The 15,439-nt window shown below is 43.8% G+C and carries 12 protein-coding genes and 5 tRNA genes; all 17 read right to left on the bottom strand.

Features of this window, described 5'->3' with window-relative positions; all coding sequences use genetic code 11:
• Positions 1–138 precede the first annotated feature (138 nt).
• The 17 genes from rpoB to gspD all read right to left on the bottom strand — a co-directional run bounded on the left by rpoB (position 139) and on the right by gspD (position 15,434).
• On the bottom strand, positions 139–4,227 hold the full coding sequence (gene rpoB / locus LZP46_RS01590; RefSeq protein ID WP_236094466.1) for a DNA-directed RNA polymerase subunit beta: 4,089 nt from the start codon (positions 4,225–4,227) through the stop codon (positions 139–141).
• A 308-nt stretch (positions 4,228–4,535) separates the two neighbouring features.
• Positions 4,536–4,907, bottom strand: a complete 372-nt coding sequence (gene rplL, locus LZP46_RS01585) for a 50S ribosomal protein L7/L12 (protein ID WP_004975779.1) — start codon at positions 4,905–4,907, stop codon at positions 4,536–4,538.
• Between the two features lie 48 nt (positions 4,908–4,955).
• Positions 4,956–5,462, bottom strand: coding sequence for a 50S ribosomal protein L10 (gene rplJ, locus LZP46_RS01580; RefSeq protein WP_236094465.1), 507 nt, complete (start codon positions 5,460–5,462; stop codon positions 4,956–4,958).
• A 321-nt stretch (positions 5,463–5,783) separates the two neighbouring features.
• Positions 5,784–6,479 carry a 50S ribosomal protein L1 gene (gene rplA / locus LZP46_RS01575; protein WP_236094464.1) on the bottom strand — a complete coding sequence of 232 codons (696 nt, stop codon included), beginning with the start codon at positions 6,477–6,479 and terminating at the stop codon, positions 5,784–5,786.
• A 3-nt stretch (positions 6,480–6,482) separates the two neighbouring features.
• Complete coding sequence (rplK, locus tag LZP46_RS01570) at positions 6,483–6,911, bottom strand: 50S ribosomal protein L11 (protein WP_004975771.1); 429 nt, start codon at positions 6,909–6,911, stop codon at positions 6,483–6,485.
• 116 nt (positions 6,912–7,027) lie between these two features.
• Positions 7,028–7,561 (bottom strand): transcription termination/antitermination protein NusG, encoded by a 534-nt coding sequence (gene nusG, locus LZP46_RS01565; protein WP_004975770.1) that lies wholly within the window; start codon positions 7,559–7,561, stop codon positions 7,028–7,030.
• A gap of 7 nt (positions 7,562–7,568) precedes the next feature.
• Positions 7,569–8,009 (bottom strand): preprotein translocase subunit SecE, encoded by a 441-nt coding sequence (gene secE, locus LZP46_RS01560; RefSeq protein WP_004975769.1) that lies wholly within the window; start codon positions 8,007–8,009, stop codon positions 7,569–7,571.
• A 73-nt stretch (positions 8,010–8,082) separates the two neighbouring features.
• A tRNA-Trp gene (locus LZP46_RS01555) sits at positions 8,083–8,158 on the bottom strand.
• Positions 8,159–8,209: 51 nt separating this feature from the next.
• Positions 8,210–9,400, bottom strand: coding sequence for an elongation factor Tu (gene tuf, locus LZP46_RS01550; RefSeq protein ID WP_236094463.1), 1,191 nt, complete (start codon positions 9,398–9,400; stop codon positions 8,210–8,212).
• A 150-nt stretch (positions 9,401–9,550) separates the two neighbouring features.
• Positions 9,551–9,625: transfer RNA gene (locus LZP46_RS01545), tRNA-Thr, on the bottom strand.
• Between the two features lie 14 nt (positions 9,626–9,639).
• Positions 9,640–9,715: transfer RNA gene (locus LZP46_RS01540), tRNA-Gly, on the bottom strand.
• Between the two features lie 36 nt (positions 9,716–9,751).
• Positions 9,752–9,835, bottom strand: a tRNA-Tyr gene (locus tag LZP46_RS01535).
• A gap of 55 nt (positions 9,836–9,890) precedes the next feature.
• Positions 9,891–9,966 (bottom strand) — tRNA-Thr (locus tag LZP46_RS01530).
• Between the two features lie 98 nt (positions 9,967–10,064).
• Positions 10,065–11,558, bottom strand: coding sequence for an anthranilate synthase component I (gene trpE / locus LZP46_RS01525; protein ID WP_236094462.1), 1,494 nt, complete (start codon positions 11,556–11,558; stop codon positions 10,065–10,067).
• Between the two features lie 166 nt (positions 11,559–11,724).
• Positions 11,725–12,396 (bottom strand): phosphoglycolate phosphatase, encoded by a 672-nt coding sequence (locus LZP46_RS01520; protein WP_236094461.1) that lies wholly within the window; start codon positions 12,394–12,396, stop codon positions 11,725–11,727.
• Positions 12,397–12,458: 62 nt separating this feature from the next.
• Positions 12,459–13,109: an FHA domain-containing protein gene (locus LZP46_RS01515; protein ID WP_236094460.1), complete on the bottom strand. Its 651-nt coding sequence runs from the start codon at positions 13,107–13,109 to the stop codon at positions 12,459–12,461.
• 69 nt (positions 13,110–13,178) lie between these two features.
• Positions 13,179–15,434, bottom strand: coding sequence for a type II secretion system secretin GspD (gene gspD, locus LZP46_RS01510; protein ID WP_236094459.1), 2,256 nt, complete (start codon positions 15,432–15,434; stop codon positions 13,179–13,181).
• Positions 15,435–15,439 lie beyond the last annotated feature (5 nt).

Raw genomic sequence — 15,439 nt, 5'->3', positions numbered from 1 at the left:
GGAGGCTGTTTTCACATCCCAACTGGGTCACAAATATTGTTTTTTAACTGAGTTTTAATCCCCCTTAATCCCCCTTTTTCAAAGGGGGAAAAGTCCCTCTTTTATAAAGAGGGATTTAGGGAGATTTAATGGAGATGCTTAGTCACCATTTTTCAGTTCAATGTTGATACCTAAAGAACGGATCTCTTTGGTCAATACGTTAAACGATTCAGGCATACCTGGGTCCATATAATGGTTACCATCTACAATGTTCTTATAGATACGGGTACGACCTTCAACATCATCCGACTTCACAGTGAGCATTTCTTGAAGCGTATATGCAGCACCGTATGCTTCAAGTGCCCAGACTTCCATCTCACCGAAACGTTGACCACCGAATTGTGCCTTACCACCCAACGGCTGTTGCGTTACAAGTGAGTAAGAACCTGTAGAACGTGCGTGCATCTTGTCATCCACCAAGTGGTTGAGTTTGAGCATGTACATATAACCCACAGTCACTGGACGGTCGAATTTCTCGCCTGTACGACCATCGTACAACACGGTTTGACCAGAACGCGGTAATTCAGCCAATTCAAGTAATTCTTTAATTTGACCTTCTTCTGCACCATCAAATACAGGAGTTGCCAATGGAACACCTGCACGTAAGTTGCCAGCCAATACCAAGATTTCATCATCAGTTAAGCTGTCAAGATCTTCTTGCTCGCCACCAACTTTGTTATAAATCTTGTCTAGGAACTCACGTAGTTCAGCAATTTCACGTTGTTGTTTGAGCATTTTATCAATTTGCTCACCCAAGCCTTTGGCTGCCATACCCAAGTGTGTTTCAAGAATCTGACCCACGTTCATACGCGATGGTACGCCTAGCGGGTTCAATACGATATCCACTGGTACACCGTTAGCATCGTGCGGCATATCTTCTACAGGCAAGATGTTTGATACTACACCTTTGTTACCGTGACGACCCGCCATCTTGTCACCCGGTTGGATGCGACGTTTAACAGCAAGATAAACTTTAACAACTTTCAAGACGCCCGTAGTGAGTTCATCGCCTGTAGAAAGCTTACGTTTCTTCTCAGCGAATTTTTCATCAATTTCAGAGCTTTTCTCTTTCAAGAAAGTTTGAATTTGAGTTAAACGCTCAGCAATTGCTTCATCACTTGGTTGAATTTCAAGTAAATCAACTAACTCTAAACCAGACAACACATCTTCAGAAAGTTTGTCGCCACGTTTAGTTGTACCGCCACCGTTAGATTCTTGACCTTTCAATAAGCGGATAATACGTTCACGCGCTGCTTCTTCAAAGATTTTGTATTCTTCTTTCAAGTCTTTGCGATATGCATCAAGCTGTGCTTTTTCAATCGCTTGCGCACGTTCGTCTTTTTCTAAACCATCACGGGTAAAGACTTGAACGTCAATCACAGTACCTTTAGTACCTGATGGAACGCGCAATGATGAATCTTTCACATCTGCTGCTTTTTCACCAAAGATTGCGCGAAGCAATTTTTCTTCAGGCGTTAACTGAGTTTCACCCTTAGGCGTTACTTTACCTACCAGGATGTCGCCTGCAGTCACTTCAGCACCGATATAAACGATACCAGACTCGTCGAGTTTAGACAGCGCAGCTTCGCCCACGTTTGGAATATCCGCCGTGATTTCTTCCGCACCCAATTTGGTATCACGTGCAACACATGACAACTCTTGAATGTGAATTGAAGTTAAACGGTCTTCTTGAAGTACACGCTCAGAAAGTAAGATCGAGTCTTCGTAGTTATAACCATTCCAAGTCATGAACGCGACGCGCATGTTCTGGCCGAGTGCAAGCTCACCGCCATCTGTAGATGGACCATCAGCCAATACGTCACCACGGCCTACCTTATCACCCATCTTCACCAAAACTTTTTGGTTAATACAAGTGTTTTGGTTTGAACGTGTGTATTTGATCAGGTTGTAGATATCTACACCTGCTTCACCCGCAATCATTTCTTCTTCGTTCACACGAATGACCACACGCGAAGCATCGACATATTCAATACGACCACCACGATTTGCGATCACACATACACCTGAGTCATGTGCCACGTTCGCTTCCATCCCTGTACCCACAAGTGGTTTATCAGCGATAAGCGTCGGAACAGCCTGACGTTGCATGTTCGAACCCATCAATGCACGGTTGGCGTCATCGTGTTCAAGGAACGGAATCAGTGATGCTGCTACAGATACAACCTGTTGTGCAGATACGTCCATATGCGTCACGCGCTCTGGAGGCATACGAACGAATTCACCTTGGTGACGTACAGAAACGAACTCTTCTGTTAAATTGCCATCTTGGTCTACGCTTGAGTCCGCTTGCGCAATGATCGTGCCCACTTCTTCAATTGCAGATAAATACTCAACGTCATCAGTTACACGACCATCAACCACTTTACGGTATGGCGTTTCCAAAAAGCCAAAATTGTTACATTTGGCATAAACTGAAAGCGAGTTGATCAAGCCAATGTTTGGACCTTCAGGCGTTTCAATTGGACACACACGACCATAGTGAGTTTGGTGTACGTCACGTACCTCAAAGCCTGCACGTTCACGTGTCAAACCACCTGGACCAAGCGCAGATACACGACGCTTGTGGGTAATTTCAGACAACGGGTTGTTTTGGTCCATGAATTGAGACAATTGGCTTGAACCAAAGAATTCTTTGATTGCAGCAGCCACTGGCTTCGCATTGATTAAATCTTGCGGAGAAAGGTTATCAGTTTCAGCTTGAGACAGACGTTCTTTCACAGCACGTTCAACACGTACCAAACCAACGCGGAATTGGTTTTCAGTCATCTCGCCCACTGAACGTACGCGACGGTTACCCAAGTGGTCGATATCGTCGACTTCACCTTTACCGTTACGAATTTCGATCAATGTTTTAAGTACATCGGTAATGTCTTCGTTGGACAAAATACCTTCAACTTCACGTGACTTCTGGTCTGTACCCACTTCGTAAGGACGACCCAAACGACGGTTAAACTTCATACGACCAACTGGCGATAAATCATAACGCTCAGAAGAGAAGAACAGGTTATTAAACAGATTTTCAGCTGCTTCTTTCGTTGGTGGCTCACCTGGACGCATTACTTTATAGATTTCGACCAAGGCATCTTCACGACCAACAGTCGTATCTGCACGCAAGGTGTCAGCAACGAATGAACCACGATCAATGTCGTTTGTGAACAGAATGTTGAACTGTTTAACACCACCTTCTGCAAGTTTCACCATGATTTCATGGCTTAACAAGGTGTTTGCAGCAATCACATCGCCATCTTTTAGCTGGATGTCTTCAGCAGTGATACGTTCATATAAGTACTCATCTGGTACAGAAAGCTTCTCAAGACCTGCTGCTTCCATTTGACGTACGTGACGCGCATTAATACGTTTACCTTGCTCAACAATCACTTTGCCGTCAGCATCAGTAATGTCAAATTGCGCCATTTCACCACGCAAGCGTTCTGGTACAAGGTCAATTTGGTAGCTACCCATGTCTAAATAGACAGGTACTTTCTCAAAGAACAAGTCTAGGATTTGTTCATTGCTATAGCCCAATGCACGCAATACTACAGTCGCAAGCAATTTACGACGACGGTCAATACGCACATAAACAAGATCTTTGGCATCGAATTCAAAGTCTAACCATGAGCCACGGTAAGGAATAATGCGTGCTGAATACAACACTTTACCGCTCGAGTGGGTTTTACCTTTATCGTGGTCAAAGAACACGCCTGGTGAACGGTGCAATTGAGAAACAATTACACGCTCAGTACCGTTAATCACAAAGGTACCGTTATCCGTCATCAATGGCATTTCGCCCATGTAGACTTCTTGCTCACGCACATCTTTGATTGATTTCGTTTCACGATCTTTAATGATCAAACGAATTTTTACGCGCATTGGTGCCGCATAAGTTGAGCCGCGAAGAATACACTCACGTACATCAAACTCAGGCTTACCAAGACTATACTCAACAAATTCTAAAGCAGCATTGCCAGAATAACTTTCTATAGGAAAAACTGAACGAAATGCGGCTTGGAGACCGATATCTTCGCGGCTTTTTGGAGTTTTGCCATCTTGTAGGAAAGTACGGTACGAGTCGACTTGAATCGAAAGCAAGTACGGTGCATCCATCACTTGGGGCAATTTACCAAAATTCTTACGGATCCGTTTCTTTTCGGTATATGAGTATGCCATCTGGAGTCCTCGGAAAGTAAACTAAACCCGCCTGCAGAACGGGTTTAGAAGGAATTACGCAGGCCGATATGGCCACCACTCTTTACAAATGCTGCAATTTTTAGTGGTATTAAAACGCTTAACAATATTTTTAAATGTGGAAAAATATTGGTAAGCGTTTGATTTTTTTGATTTATATTGTTTTTGATGGTTTTTCCATCATTCAAACAAAAATCGAGCCGATAATTGTAACGCAAAAAGGCTGATGACCCAAGAGCCATCAGCCAATATTTGGAGCCGATTATAAAAAATCGACTCCCCTTAAGAAATTACTTAAGAGTAACTGTAGCACCAGCTTCTTCAAGTTTCTTCTTAAGCTCTTCACCTTCTTCTTTAGAAACAGCTTCTTTGATCACTGAAGGAGCGCCTTCAACGATGTCTTTAGCTTCTTTAAGACCAAGGCCAGTAGCTTCACGAACTGCTTTAATTACAGCAACTTTGTTCGCACCGAAAGAAGTCAACTCAACGTTGAATTCAGATTGCTCTTCTGCAGCAGCAGCGCCAGCGCCAGGAGCAGCAGCAACAGCAACAGCAGCAGCTGATACATTGAATTTCTCTTCAAAAGCAGAGATAAGTTCAACAAGTTCAAGAACAGTTTTTTCAGCAACTGCGTTTAAGATTTCTTCGTTAGTTAAAGCCATGAGAATAACTCCAAATGGAAATTGAATGGTGTGGAAATAAATTTAAGCTTATGCAGCTTCTGACTCGTTTTTCTCTTTGAGCGCAGTAATAAGGCGACCCAATTTCGAAATAGGAGCTTGAAGAACGTTTGCAAGCATAGTAAGCGCTTTTTCTTGGTTCGGAAGATTCGCAATTACGCTAACTTCAGCACCTTGATAAAGTTTGCCGTCAAATGCAGCAGCTTTAAGTTCAAATGCTTTGTTTGTTTTAGCGAATTCTTCGAACAAGCGTGCAGCCGCACCCATGTCGTCTTCAGAAGTTGAGAAAGCTAAAATTGTTGGGCCAACAAGGTTGTCGTTCAAGATCGTGAATTGCGTATCTTGAAGAGCACGTTTTGCCAGAGTATTACGTACAACACGTGTAGTAACACCTAATTTACGCGCTTCAACACGTAGAGCCGTTAATTGCTCAACGCTCATACCCTGATAGTCAGCAACAACAGCTGAGAACGCTTTAGAAGCAACTTCGTTTACTTCTGCTACGATCTGTTTTTTGTCTTCGATAAGAAGAGCCATTGTAAAACCTCCTAACGGTGATTTATGTGCTTACATGAAGCACACTCCCAATTCGTAAATTCATTGCTGAACTTACACGCGGAGGAGGAATAAATCACACCACCGCGTCTACCCAGGCTGGGATATTAAGAAAGCAGTATAAAACTACTCTCGCCTGAGGTCTTTGACGCTGATAAATTCTCATTTACCAATTCAAAGTCCGCCTGAATGTCCCCCTCTCCTGCTAGGAGAGGGTTAGGGAGAGGGTTAACCCTCATCCCGACCTTCTCCCAGAGGGAGAAGGAGACTTTTCAGGACTTTAAAATTCTTTCTAAGTCAGACTTAGTTAGAAACGTTTTGTACATCAATGATAAGACCAGGACCCATAGTAGAGCTCAAAGTGATCTTTTTGATGTATACACCTTTAGAAGTTGCAGGTTTTAACTTTTTCAAGTCAGCAACTAAGGTTTCAACGTTTGAACGAACCGCTTCAGCAGTAAAGCCAACTTGACCAATCGCAGCGTGGATAATACCTGCTTTGTCTACACGGTAACGCGCTTGACCTGCTTTTGCATTTTTAACTGCAGTCGCAACGTCAGGAGTTACAGTACCCACTTTAGGGTTTGGCATTAAGCCACGTGGACCAAGAATCGTACCCAACTTACCTACAACGCGCATTGCATCCGGAGCTGCAATCACAACGTCAAAGTCAAGGTTACCCGCTTGAATGCTTTCAGCTAAGTCATCGAAACCAACTACGTCTGCGCCTTCAGCTTTAGCAGCTTCTGCAGCAGCACCTTGAGCGAAAACAGCTACACGTACAGTTTTACCAGTACCTGCAGGAAGTGTAGTCGCACCACGAACAACCTGATCAGATTTACGTGGATCAACACCCAGGTTTACCGCAACATCCAAAGATTCTTTGAATTTAGCAGCAGGAAGGTTGTTTAGAACTTCAACTGCTTCTTCCAAAGTGTAAACTTTGTTTGCTTCTACAGCAGCAGCAATGGCTTTTTGACGTTTAGTTAACTTTGCCATGTCTTATAGCTCCACATCCAAGCCCATAGAACGTGCAGAACCAGCAATGGTACGCACACGTGCTTCTAAATCAGCACCAGTTAAATCTGGTTCTTTAGTAGTCGCAATTTCTTCTAATTGAGCACGAGTCAACTTACCAACTTTGTTTTTGTTAGGCACAGCTGAACCCTTTTGAATGCCTGCAGCTTTCTTAAGAAGAATTGCAGCAGGAGGAGTTTTCATGATGAATGTGAACGACTTGTCGTTGTACACAGTGATCACTACAGGAATTGGCAAACCTGGTTCAACTTTTTGTGTTGCAGCATTGAATTCTTTACAGAATGCCATGATGTTAACACCACGTTGACCTAATGCAGGACCAATCGGTGGAGATGGATTCGCTTTACCAGCTGGAACTTGCAGCTTGATATAGCCGTCAATCTTCTTAGCCATTTCAAATTACCTCTGGGTACAAACGCCGCTAGGCTCCCCAATATTTTAAGTAACGATACCGTTACAACAACAATGCCCGATTCATCATAAATCGGGCGTTTTCCAACCACTCAAACTTAAACTGATTTTTCGACTTGACGAAATTCCAGCTCAACCTGAGTAGGTCGATTAAATACATTAATTGTCAACGTTAAACGTGACTTCTCGTATTGAACTTCTTCCACCACGCCTTTAAAGTCGGTGAATGGACCATCAATCACAAGTAATTCTTCGCCTGGCTCAAACATCGTCTTCGGACGAGGTGCTTCACCAGTATTGCGTACACGTGCAAGAATCGCATCAGCTTCTTTTTGCGTAATTGGGGCAGGCTTTTCTGCTGTACCACCAATAAAACCTAAAACTTTTGGACATTCTTTAACAATGTGCCAAGTTTCATCGTTCATTTCCATTTCAACCAATACATAGCCTGGAAAGAACTTACGCTCTGACTTACGTTTCTTACCATCCTTCATCTCTACCACTTCTTCGGTAGGAACAAGGACTTCACCAAAGCTATCGGCAACAGCGCTACGCTGGATTCGATCATTAAGCGAACGCATCACTTGTTTTTCATAACCTGAGTAGGCATGAATAATGTACCAACGTTTCATAGCTCTTTTACCCGATAATTAACTTGATTGCCCAGCCTAACAAATAGTCAAAACACCACAATACAATTGAAGTGACTACAACAACAATCAACACATGCCATGACGTTGTTACAGTTTCCTGTTTAGTAGGCCAAGTGACTCGACGCAATTCAATGCGTGAATCTTTAAGCAAACGAACAAAGCCTTTGCCTTGATGGGTGGCGTATAATAAACCTAAAGCCACAACGATACAAGCCAAAATTACCCCAACACGCACCCAAATATCATTGGCTGGTGCCCAATATGCAGGAAGATGCTGATTCACCATCATCGAAGCGATGAATAAAATCAAAGCGATACCCCATAACACATAGTCTAATGGAGAACTCGATTGAACAACTTCAGCAGAATTATTTCTTTGAGGGATTGGCGCGTCGCTTAATGCGTCACGCGATTTATCATTCGACATTTTTGTACTCGTCGTAGAATTCGCGACTTATTATATGACTAGATTAGCCGACATCAAGCTTTTTTAAAAAAAGTGGCAGGCCAGGAGGGACTCGAACCCCCAACATTCGGTTTTGGAGACCGACGCTCTACCAATTGAACTACTGACCTACAAAACAGAACGAGAGCCAAAGCTCTCGACCTGTTCAACACATTCTATAATTATGCTGTTACTTTAGCAACAACACCCGCACCTACAGTACGACCACCTTCACGGATCGCGAAGCGTAAACCAGCGTCCATTGCGATTGGGTGGATTAATTCTACAGACATTTCAACGTTGTCACCTGGCATTACCATTTCAACGCCTTCTTTCAACTGTATTGCACCAGTTACGTCAGTTGTACGGAAATAGAATTGTGGACGGTAACCGTTAAGGAATGGAGTGTGACGACCACCTTCTTCTTTAGAAAGTACGTATACTTCCGCATCGAATTTAGTGTGTGGCTTGATTGTACCTGGCTTAGCAAGTACTTGACCACGTTGTACGTCTTCACGCTTAGTACCACGTAAAAGAACACCACAGTTCTCGCCCGCACGACCTTCGTCTAGAAGTTTACGGAACATTTCTACGCCAGTTACAGTTGTTTTAACTGTGTCTTTAATACCAACGATTTCAACTTCTTCGCCTACTTTCACGATACCAGTTTCTACACGGCCAGTTACTACTGTACCACGACCAGAAATAGAGAATACGTCTTCGATTGGCATTAAGAATGCTTGATCGATTGCACGTACTGGCTCTGGGATGTAAGTATCAAGCGCTTCAACAAGAGCAACTACAGCATCTTCGCCATATTGACCTGATTCACCGTTAAGTGCAGCAAGTGCTGAACCACGGATTACTGGAGTGTCGTCGCCTGGGAAGTCGTAAGTAGAAAGAAGCTCACGAACTTCCATTTCAACTAATTCGATTAACTCTTCGTCGTCTACGATATCGCATTTGTTTAAGAATACGATGATGTAAGGTACACCTACCTGACGAGAAAGGAGGATGTGTTCACGAGTTTGTGGCATTGGACCGTCAGTCGCTGAACATACAAGGATCGCGCCGTCCATCTGAGCAGCACCAGTAATCATGTTTTTAACATAATCGGCGTGGCCCGGGCAGTCTACGTGCGCGTAGTGACGAGTTGGAGAGTCGTATTCTACGTGTGAAGTATTAATTGTAATACCACGTGCTTTTTCTTCTGGTGCAGAGTCGATTGCCGCGTAGTCTTTCGCTTCACCACCGAATTTACGTGCACATACAGTTGCAATCGCAGCTGTTAAAGTTGTTTTACCATGGTCAACGTGACCGATTGTGCCCACGTTAACGTGTGGCTTATTACGTTCAAACTTAGCCTTAGCCATGTTCATCTTCCTCGTTTACGTCGAACACAATGCTGAGTAAAACTCTGCCCCGACATATCGCCTAAAAAACTAGACACCTAATACTTGAAAAGCAGACTAATAAGCCTGCTTTTTTAGAAAATCTTGTGCGAATAATCGCTAAACTGTATCTGGAGCTCTTATCGAGATTTGAACTCGAGACCTCTCCCTTACCAAGGGAGTGCTCTACCACTGAGCTATAAGAGCGATAAATCCTTCGATGGAGCGGGAGACGAGGATCGAACTCGCGACATGCAGCTTGGAAGGCTGCCGCTCTACCAACTGAGCTACTCCCGCATCTATGTTGGTAATTACCACTTCTATCGAAGTTAATGGTGGTGGGAGAAGGATTCGAACCTTCGAAGCTTACGCGGCAGAGTTACAGTCTGCTCCCTTTGACCGCTCGGGAATCCCACCATTTTCACACTTACTCAGTGTTCGTTCTTTACTCAACGACACAAACTCTCTAAGATGGTGCCGGCACACGGATTCGAACTGTGGACCTACTGATTACAAGTCAGTTGCTCTACCAACTGAGCTATGCCGGCGTTTCTTAGTGTTTCGTACGTTTCGTATCGGAACGGTGTGCAGTTTAGCAAAACTTGAAATCCGTGCAAGTGTTTTTTTTAAAAAAAACGCTAAAAACTCATAAAATCAACCCATTTGATGATAATTCAACCGCTTTGATCACTGCGCGAGCTTTTATCAGGGTTTCATTCCATTCAGATTCAGGGTTTGAATCTGCAACTAGACCTGCACCTGCCTGAACATAGACCTTATTGTGACGTATAACACAGGTACGAATCGCAATCGACATATCCATTTCACCATGCCAACCTAAATAGCCGACAGCGCCACCAAAAACACCGCGTTTTACAGGCTCTACTTCATCAATAATTTCCATGGCACGAATTTTTGGTGCACCCGAAAGCGTCCCTGCAGGGAAAGTTGCCTGAAAAACATCCAAAGCATCAACATCATCGCGTACCTCACCTTGCACGTTTGAAACAATATGCATGACATGCGAATAACGCTCGATCACCATTTGATCAGTTACTTGTACTTTACCAATCTTGGCGATACGTCCGACATCATTACGTCCTAAGTCAATCAGCATCAAATGTTCAGCAATTTCTTTCTCATCCGATAATAAGTCTTGCTCAAGTGCCAAATCTTCTTCTTTAGTTTTACCTCGCGGGCGTGTACCCGCTAAAGGACGCACAGTGGCAATACCGTTTTCCAAACGCGATAAAATTTCAGGTGATGAACCAACAATATGAAACGGTTGGTCATCACCCAAAGTTTTGCCTTGCACCAAGAATAAGTACGGCGATGGGTTTAGATGACGTAAAGCACGATAAACCTGCAACGGCTCACCATCGAAATCTGACACCATACGATGTCCAGGCACCACTTGCATGACATCGCCCGCACGAATGTATTCCTTGACGACATCAATGGTCGCCAAGAACTTTTCTTTGCCTGTGAGCGAGTCAAAATGTGGTGGCGTATGTTTTTCTGCTTTTAGACTAATCGGGGTTGCTAAAATTTCTTCTAGTACATCGAGTTGCTGCTGCGCCTTGTCATAAGCATCTGCCTGCATTGCATCGGCATGTACAATTAAGAACAAAGTATCTTTTAAGTTATCAAACACGATAACCGTTTTAGACAACATCATCCAAATATCAGGCAAACCGACAGGATCTGTTGCAGGCACGTTTTTTAAACGCGGTTCGATATAACGTACTGCATCGTAACCCAAATAGCCAACCAAACCGCCTGTAAAACTTGGCAATTCAGGCAAGTCGGTTTGCGTAGGCACTTTAAACTGGGCCTGAAAATCGCGGATATACTGAAACGGCTGCGCACAAGTTTGTTTTTCAATTGAACTGTCGGCATGCTGGATGGTGAGTTCACCCCCATTGCAAGAGAAAACTGTAGATTCACCCAAACCAATAATTGAATAACGTGCCCAGTTTTCACCCCCTTCTACAGACTCAAACAAATAAGCTTGTTGATGCTGCTTCAAACGCGCAAATACCGACAATGGGGTTTCGGTATCAGCCAAACGCTGGCGATATACTGGAATGAGGTTATAGCCTGCTGCTTTAAGTTGTTCAAATTGAGTCTGAGTGGTCATGTGAAGCTCTCTATATTTCGATGTAGCAATGTTTTCGATAAGACGAAGTGAAGGACGGTTGTAGATTGACTAGCGTCGCCATCGAAATACGGGCATTACAGCCTGACTCATATTGATATCCTTTATAGCTATAGCAATTTGCGTGAAATTATTTGATTTTTAAATCTTAAATATTTAACAGTTCAGTTAAATTATCCACGATTTGTTGCGGCTGACAATTGGCAATCGGTTCACCATGATTATAGCCGTAGCTGACTACAATACAATCAATCCCCGCTCGACGCGCGGCTTCAACATCATTAGAAGAATCACCAATCATCAAGACTTGACACTTCTCCACTTGATAATGTTCGACACAATGTAGCAATTGACGTGGATGTGGTTTACGTTCCTCAAAGCGATCTCCACCAATCACATCAGCAAAATAGTGTTGCATATCTAATGCTTCAACAATGGCACGAGCTGGTTGTTCAGGTTTATTGGTCACACAAACTAAGGTTTTTTGTTGTGCTTTTGCCCAGTCCAAAAATTCAATAATGCCCGGGAAGGGTTGTGTGTCGATACACGGATCGGCATTATAAATTTCTAAGAAGGTATTCAGTAGCTGTTGTTGCTGTTCAGGATGAACTTCGCCCATTAAGTGCGATAAAACACTATTGCAAAATACCGCAGTTCCCTTACCCACCCAAGTTCGGACTTGTTCCAGTGTTACCAAAGGCAGTTGCAGCGCATTTAAACTCATATTCATGGCGCGGTATAAATCTGTCGCAGAATCGACCAAGGTGCCATCTAAATCAAATAAAATGACTTGACGCGTATCTAGCTGAGCAATAGACATTCTCTCCCCCTAAATGAACAAAGGCATGCGATAGCATGCCTTGATTGTAAAGCAAAGGCTACTTATTTAAACAATAGCCAAGCCAAAACTGCCAAAATCACCAAGACAATCAGTGAAATCAAGCCAACAGAGGCATTTTTTTGCTGTTCTTTCTCTTGTTCCACACGAGAAACAGGCTGCTCGACAGGCACAGGTGTTGGCTCTGCTGGAGCTGCATGAATATCTACACCTTCTGGAATAGGCGCTGGTTTCGGCACAGCCACACCTTGCGGCATACCATCTCGGTTTAATTGCACAGAACTGTCACGTTGATTCAACTCAGGCATTCCCTGCTCATTCATTTGCTGTGCGGGTGTTTTTTCTGTTTGCGCTGTGACTTTATCTGCAGTTTCAGCAACATCAGCTGCATGCTCCAATTCAATCGCAGGCGCAAGTACTGAAAACTTTAAGCTAGCAAATTGAACGATATCACCTTCTTTAAGTAAGGTTTCATCGGCAATACGCAAATCATTAACAAAAGAGCCGTTCGAAGAATTTAAATCTTGCACATACAGCGCTTGTTCTTTGAGTAAAAAAGCCGCATGTTTACGTGAAATTTCTGCCGATTGCAGCACCAAATCTGCACTTTGATGGCGCCCCACCAACATATCACGGTCGATACTAATTTCTTGGCCAGTAAATTCACCGCTAATTGCTTGTATTTTCCAAGTCATAAATAACTTCTCTCGTGTGATTTGAAGACATCATAACACGCCCTCAACCACAATCTGCGCAGGATACGATTAAGGTGTAGCACGAATTGTGGTCGTGGTAACTGTATTTTTGGTTTTGCTGACTTCCTGCTGTGGCAAAACTACGTTTTGGCGCTGCACCGCAGGCTCAATCGCAACAGGAGTGCTCACCACCGTTGCTGTACGGTTTGCAGGCACTGCTGACGGCAGGGTTTGATAAGTTCCTGCTTGCGGTGCAACTCGAGAGACAGGCAAACGCTGCTGATAGACATCGCTAACATTTTCAGGCAATTTGGCAAAGCTACCATCGGTATCCATCGCCAATTGAAGGCTGTACAATTGACTATAACGCTGCTGCGAAATACGGCGGATGTCCTGACTATCCCCCACAATCGTTGGGTGAATAAAAATTAACAAATTACGTTTTTGATTAGATTGACCATCGGAGCGGAATAAACGCCCTAAGCCTGGAATAGCCCCCAAACCTGGCACAGCTTGACGACTATAAATCGAGTTATCAGAAATCAAGCCACCCAAGACAATGGTTTGCCCATGTTCAGCCAAAATAGAAGTTTTAATGGCGCGTTTGCTGGTGACTAAATCCTGCGCCTGACCTTTATTGGCTTTGACATCCGACACTTCTTGTTCGACTTCCAAGCGTAGTGTTCCACCCTCACCAATATGTGGCACCACTTTTAAAGTCACCCCGACATCTTTACGTTCAATGGTGGTATACGGATTTGCCACACCACCATTGGTGGATAATGAACCTGTCACAAAAGGAACGTTCTCACCCACCACAATATAGGCTTCTTCATTATCCATAGTCACAATAGAAGGGGTAGACAACAAATTGGATTTGGTTTTTTCCTTCAAGGCCTGAATCATCGCACCATACAGTTTACGGGAACCATCACGACCTTCACGATAATCCCCCAAAACCAAAGATGTGCCTGCACCAATCGCACTGCCTGCACCTGCTGCACCACCAGTCAAATAGCCTGCAGCAACATTTTTTAAACTTGCACCAATATTGTCAAAGTTAATTAGACCAATGCCGCTGCTTAAATCACCCAATGCCCACTGAACCCCCAATTGGTCGGCATCGGTGCCCTCTACTTCTATAATTGCAGCTTCAATCAAAACTTGTTGACGACGGGTATCTAGCTGCTGAATCGCCGATTCAATTTCACGCATTAACTGCGGATCGGCTTTGACCACCAAAGCATTTTGCGAGCCATCGGCAATAATACTGACACCATTGCTATTAAAACTCGTGATGTTGTTCTGATTATTGCTATTCGAGCTGCCACCTAAATTAATACTTGGGGTAGAAATGGTCGATGAATTACCTGTGGTGTTATTGTTGCTGCTTAAATTACTAGAACTGCTGTTGCTACTGTTGCTATTAGCATTAGTGCTGCTGCTCACCGCCTGCCCTGAAACCAGACCTTGCAATATTTCTGCTAAATTCTGCGCACTGGCATACTTCAAACGAAAAACCTTTAAACCACCCAAACGGTCTGCGGCAGGCACATCCATCATTTCAATCATTTGACGAATGCGTTTACGTGTTGCGGTGTCGCCTTTGATAATAATACGATTGGTACGATTGTCTGCCACAATGCGTACACGCGAACCTTTAATATCTTTCGCTGCCCCTGTCGAACTCATCGACTCAAGCAAGCCAATCACTTCTTCGGCCTGACTGGATTGCAGGCTAATCGCCTCAATATCATTCTGCCCCGTACCATCTAGGTTACGGATAATGCTTTCTAACTGATAAATGTTACTGGCACGATCTGACACGATTAAAGCATTGGTGCCCCCTACCGCTGATAAATGTGCAAATTGTGGCATGAGCGGACGTAAGGCAGGAATCAGGTCATTGGCATTGGTATTTTCCAGCCATATCACTCGCGTTACAATTTGATCACCACGCGCATTTTGACGACTGTCATAAGGAATGCCTGAGCTTTTAACATTGCTGTCAGGTACAAGGCGAATGGTATTTCCTGATGGGATAGCCACCACACCATTCACATTCAACACCCCTAGAAATAGGTCATAGACTTCATTTTTATTCAGGGCTTTGTTGGAAATCACCGTGACATTGCCACGCACACGCGGATCGACTGCAAAATTCTTGCCCGTAATATCTGCCACTTCATTAATAAATGCAGTTAAGTCCGCATCACGTAAATTAATTTTCCAGGTTTGCGCATGACTTGCAGTACTCACCATTGCAACAAGCGGTGCAGCAGCCAGTAATGCCCAAAATGGACGCTCATGATTCAATAAAGCCATAATCT

Origin of the sequence: Acinetobacter sp. SCLZS86, from assembly GCF_021560715.1 — a bacterium.
GTDB classification, from domain to species: domain Bacteria; phylum Pseudomonadota; class Gammaproteobacteria; order Pseudomonadales; family Moraxellaceae; genus Acinetobacter; species Acinetobacter towneri_A.
This window is presented reverse-complemented; position numbering and strand designations above follow the sequence as displayed.

Excerpts from the sequence above, each read along its gene's own strand:
- rpoB (WP_236094466.1), bottom strand. The coding sequence starts at position 4,227 with ATGGCATACTCATATACCGAAAAGAAACGGATCCGTAAGAATTTTGGT.
- rplL (WP_004975779.1), bottom strand. The coding sequence starts at position 4,907 with ATGGCTTTAACTAACGAAGAAATCTTAAACGCAGTTGCTGAAAAAACT.
- rplJ (WP_236094465.1), bottom strand. The coding sequence starts at position 5,462 with ATGGCTCTTCTTATCGAAGACAAAAAACAGATCGTAGCAGAAGTAAAC.
- rplA (WP_236094464.1), bottom strand. The coding sequence starts at position 6,479 with ATGGCAAAGTTAACTAAACGTCAAAAAGCCATTGCTGCTGCTGTAGAA.
- rplK (WP_004975771.1), bottom strand. The coding sequence starts at position 6,911 with ATGGCTAAGAAGATTGACGGCTATATCAAGCTGCAAGTTCCAGCTGGT.
- nusG (WP_004975770.1), bottom strand. The coding sequence starts at position 7,561 with ATGAAACGTTGGTACATTATTCATGCCTACTCAGGTTATGAAAAACAA.
- secE (WP_004975769.1), bottom strand. The coding sequence starts at position 8,009 with ATGTCGAATGATAAATCGCGTGACGCATTAAGCGACGCGCCAATCCCT.
- tuf (WP_236094463.1), bottom strand. The coding sequence starts at position 9,400 with ATGGCTAAGGCTAAGTTTGAACGTAATAAGCCACACGTTAACGTGGGC.
- trpE (WP_236094462.1), bottom strand. The coding sequence starts at position 11,558 with ATGACCACTCAGACTCAATTTGAACAACTTAAAGCAGCAGGCTATAAC.
- LZP46_RS01520 (WP_236094461.1), bottom strand. The coding sequence starts at position 12,396 with ATGTCTATTGCTCAGCTAGATACGCGTCAAGTCATTTTATTTGATTTA.
- LZP46_RS01515 (WP_236094460.1), bottom strand. The coding sequence starts at position 13,109 with ATGACTTGGAAAATACAAGCAATTAGCGGTGAATTTACTGGCCAAGAA.
- gspD (WP_236094459.1), bottom strand. The coding sequence starts at position 15,434 with ATGGCTTTATTGAATCATGAGCGTCCATTTTGGGCATTACTGGCTGCT.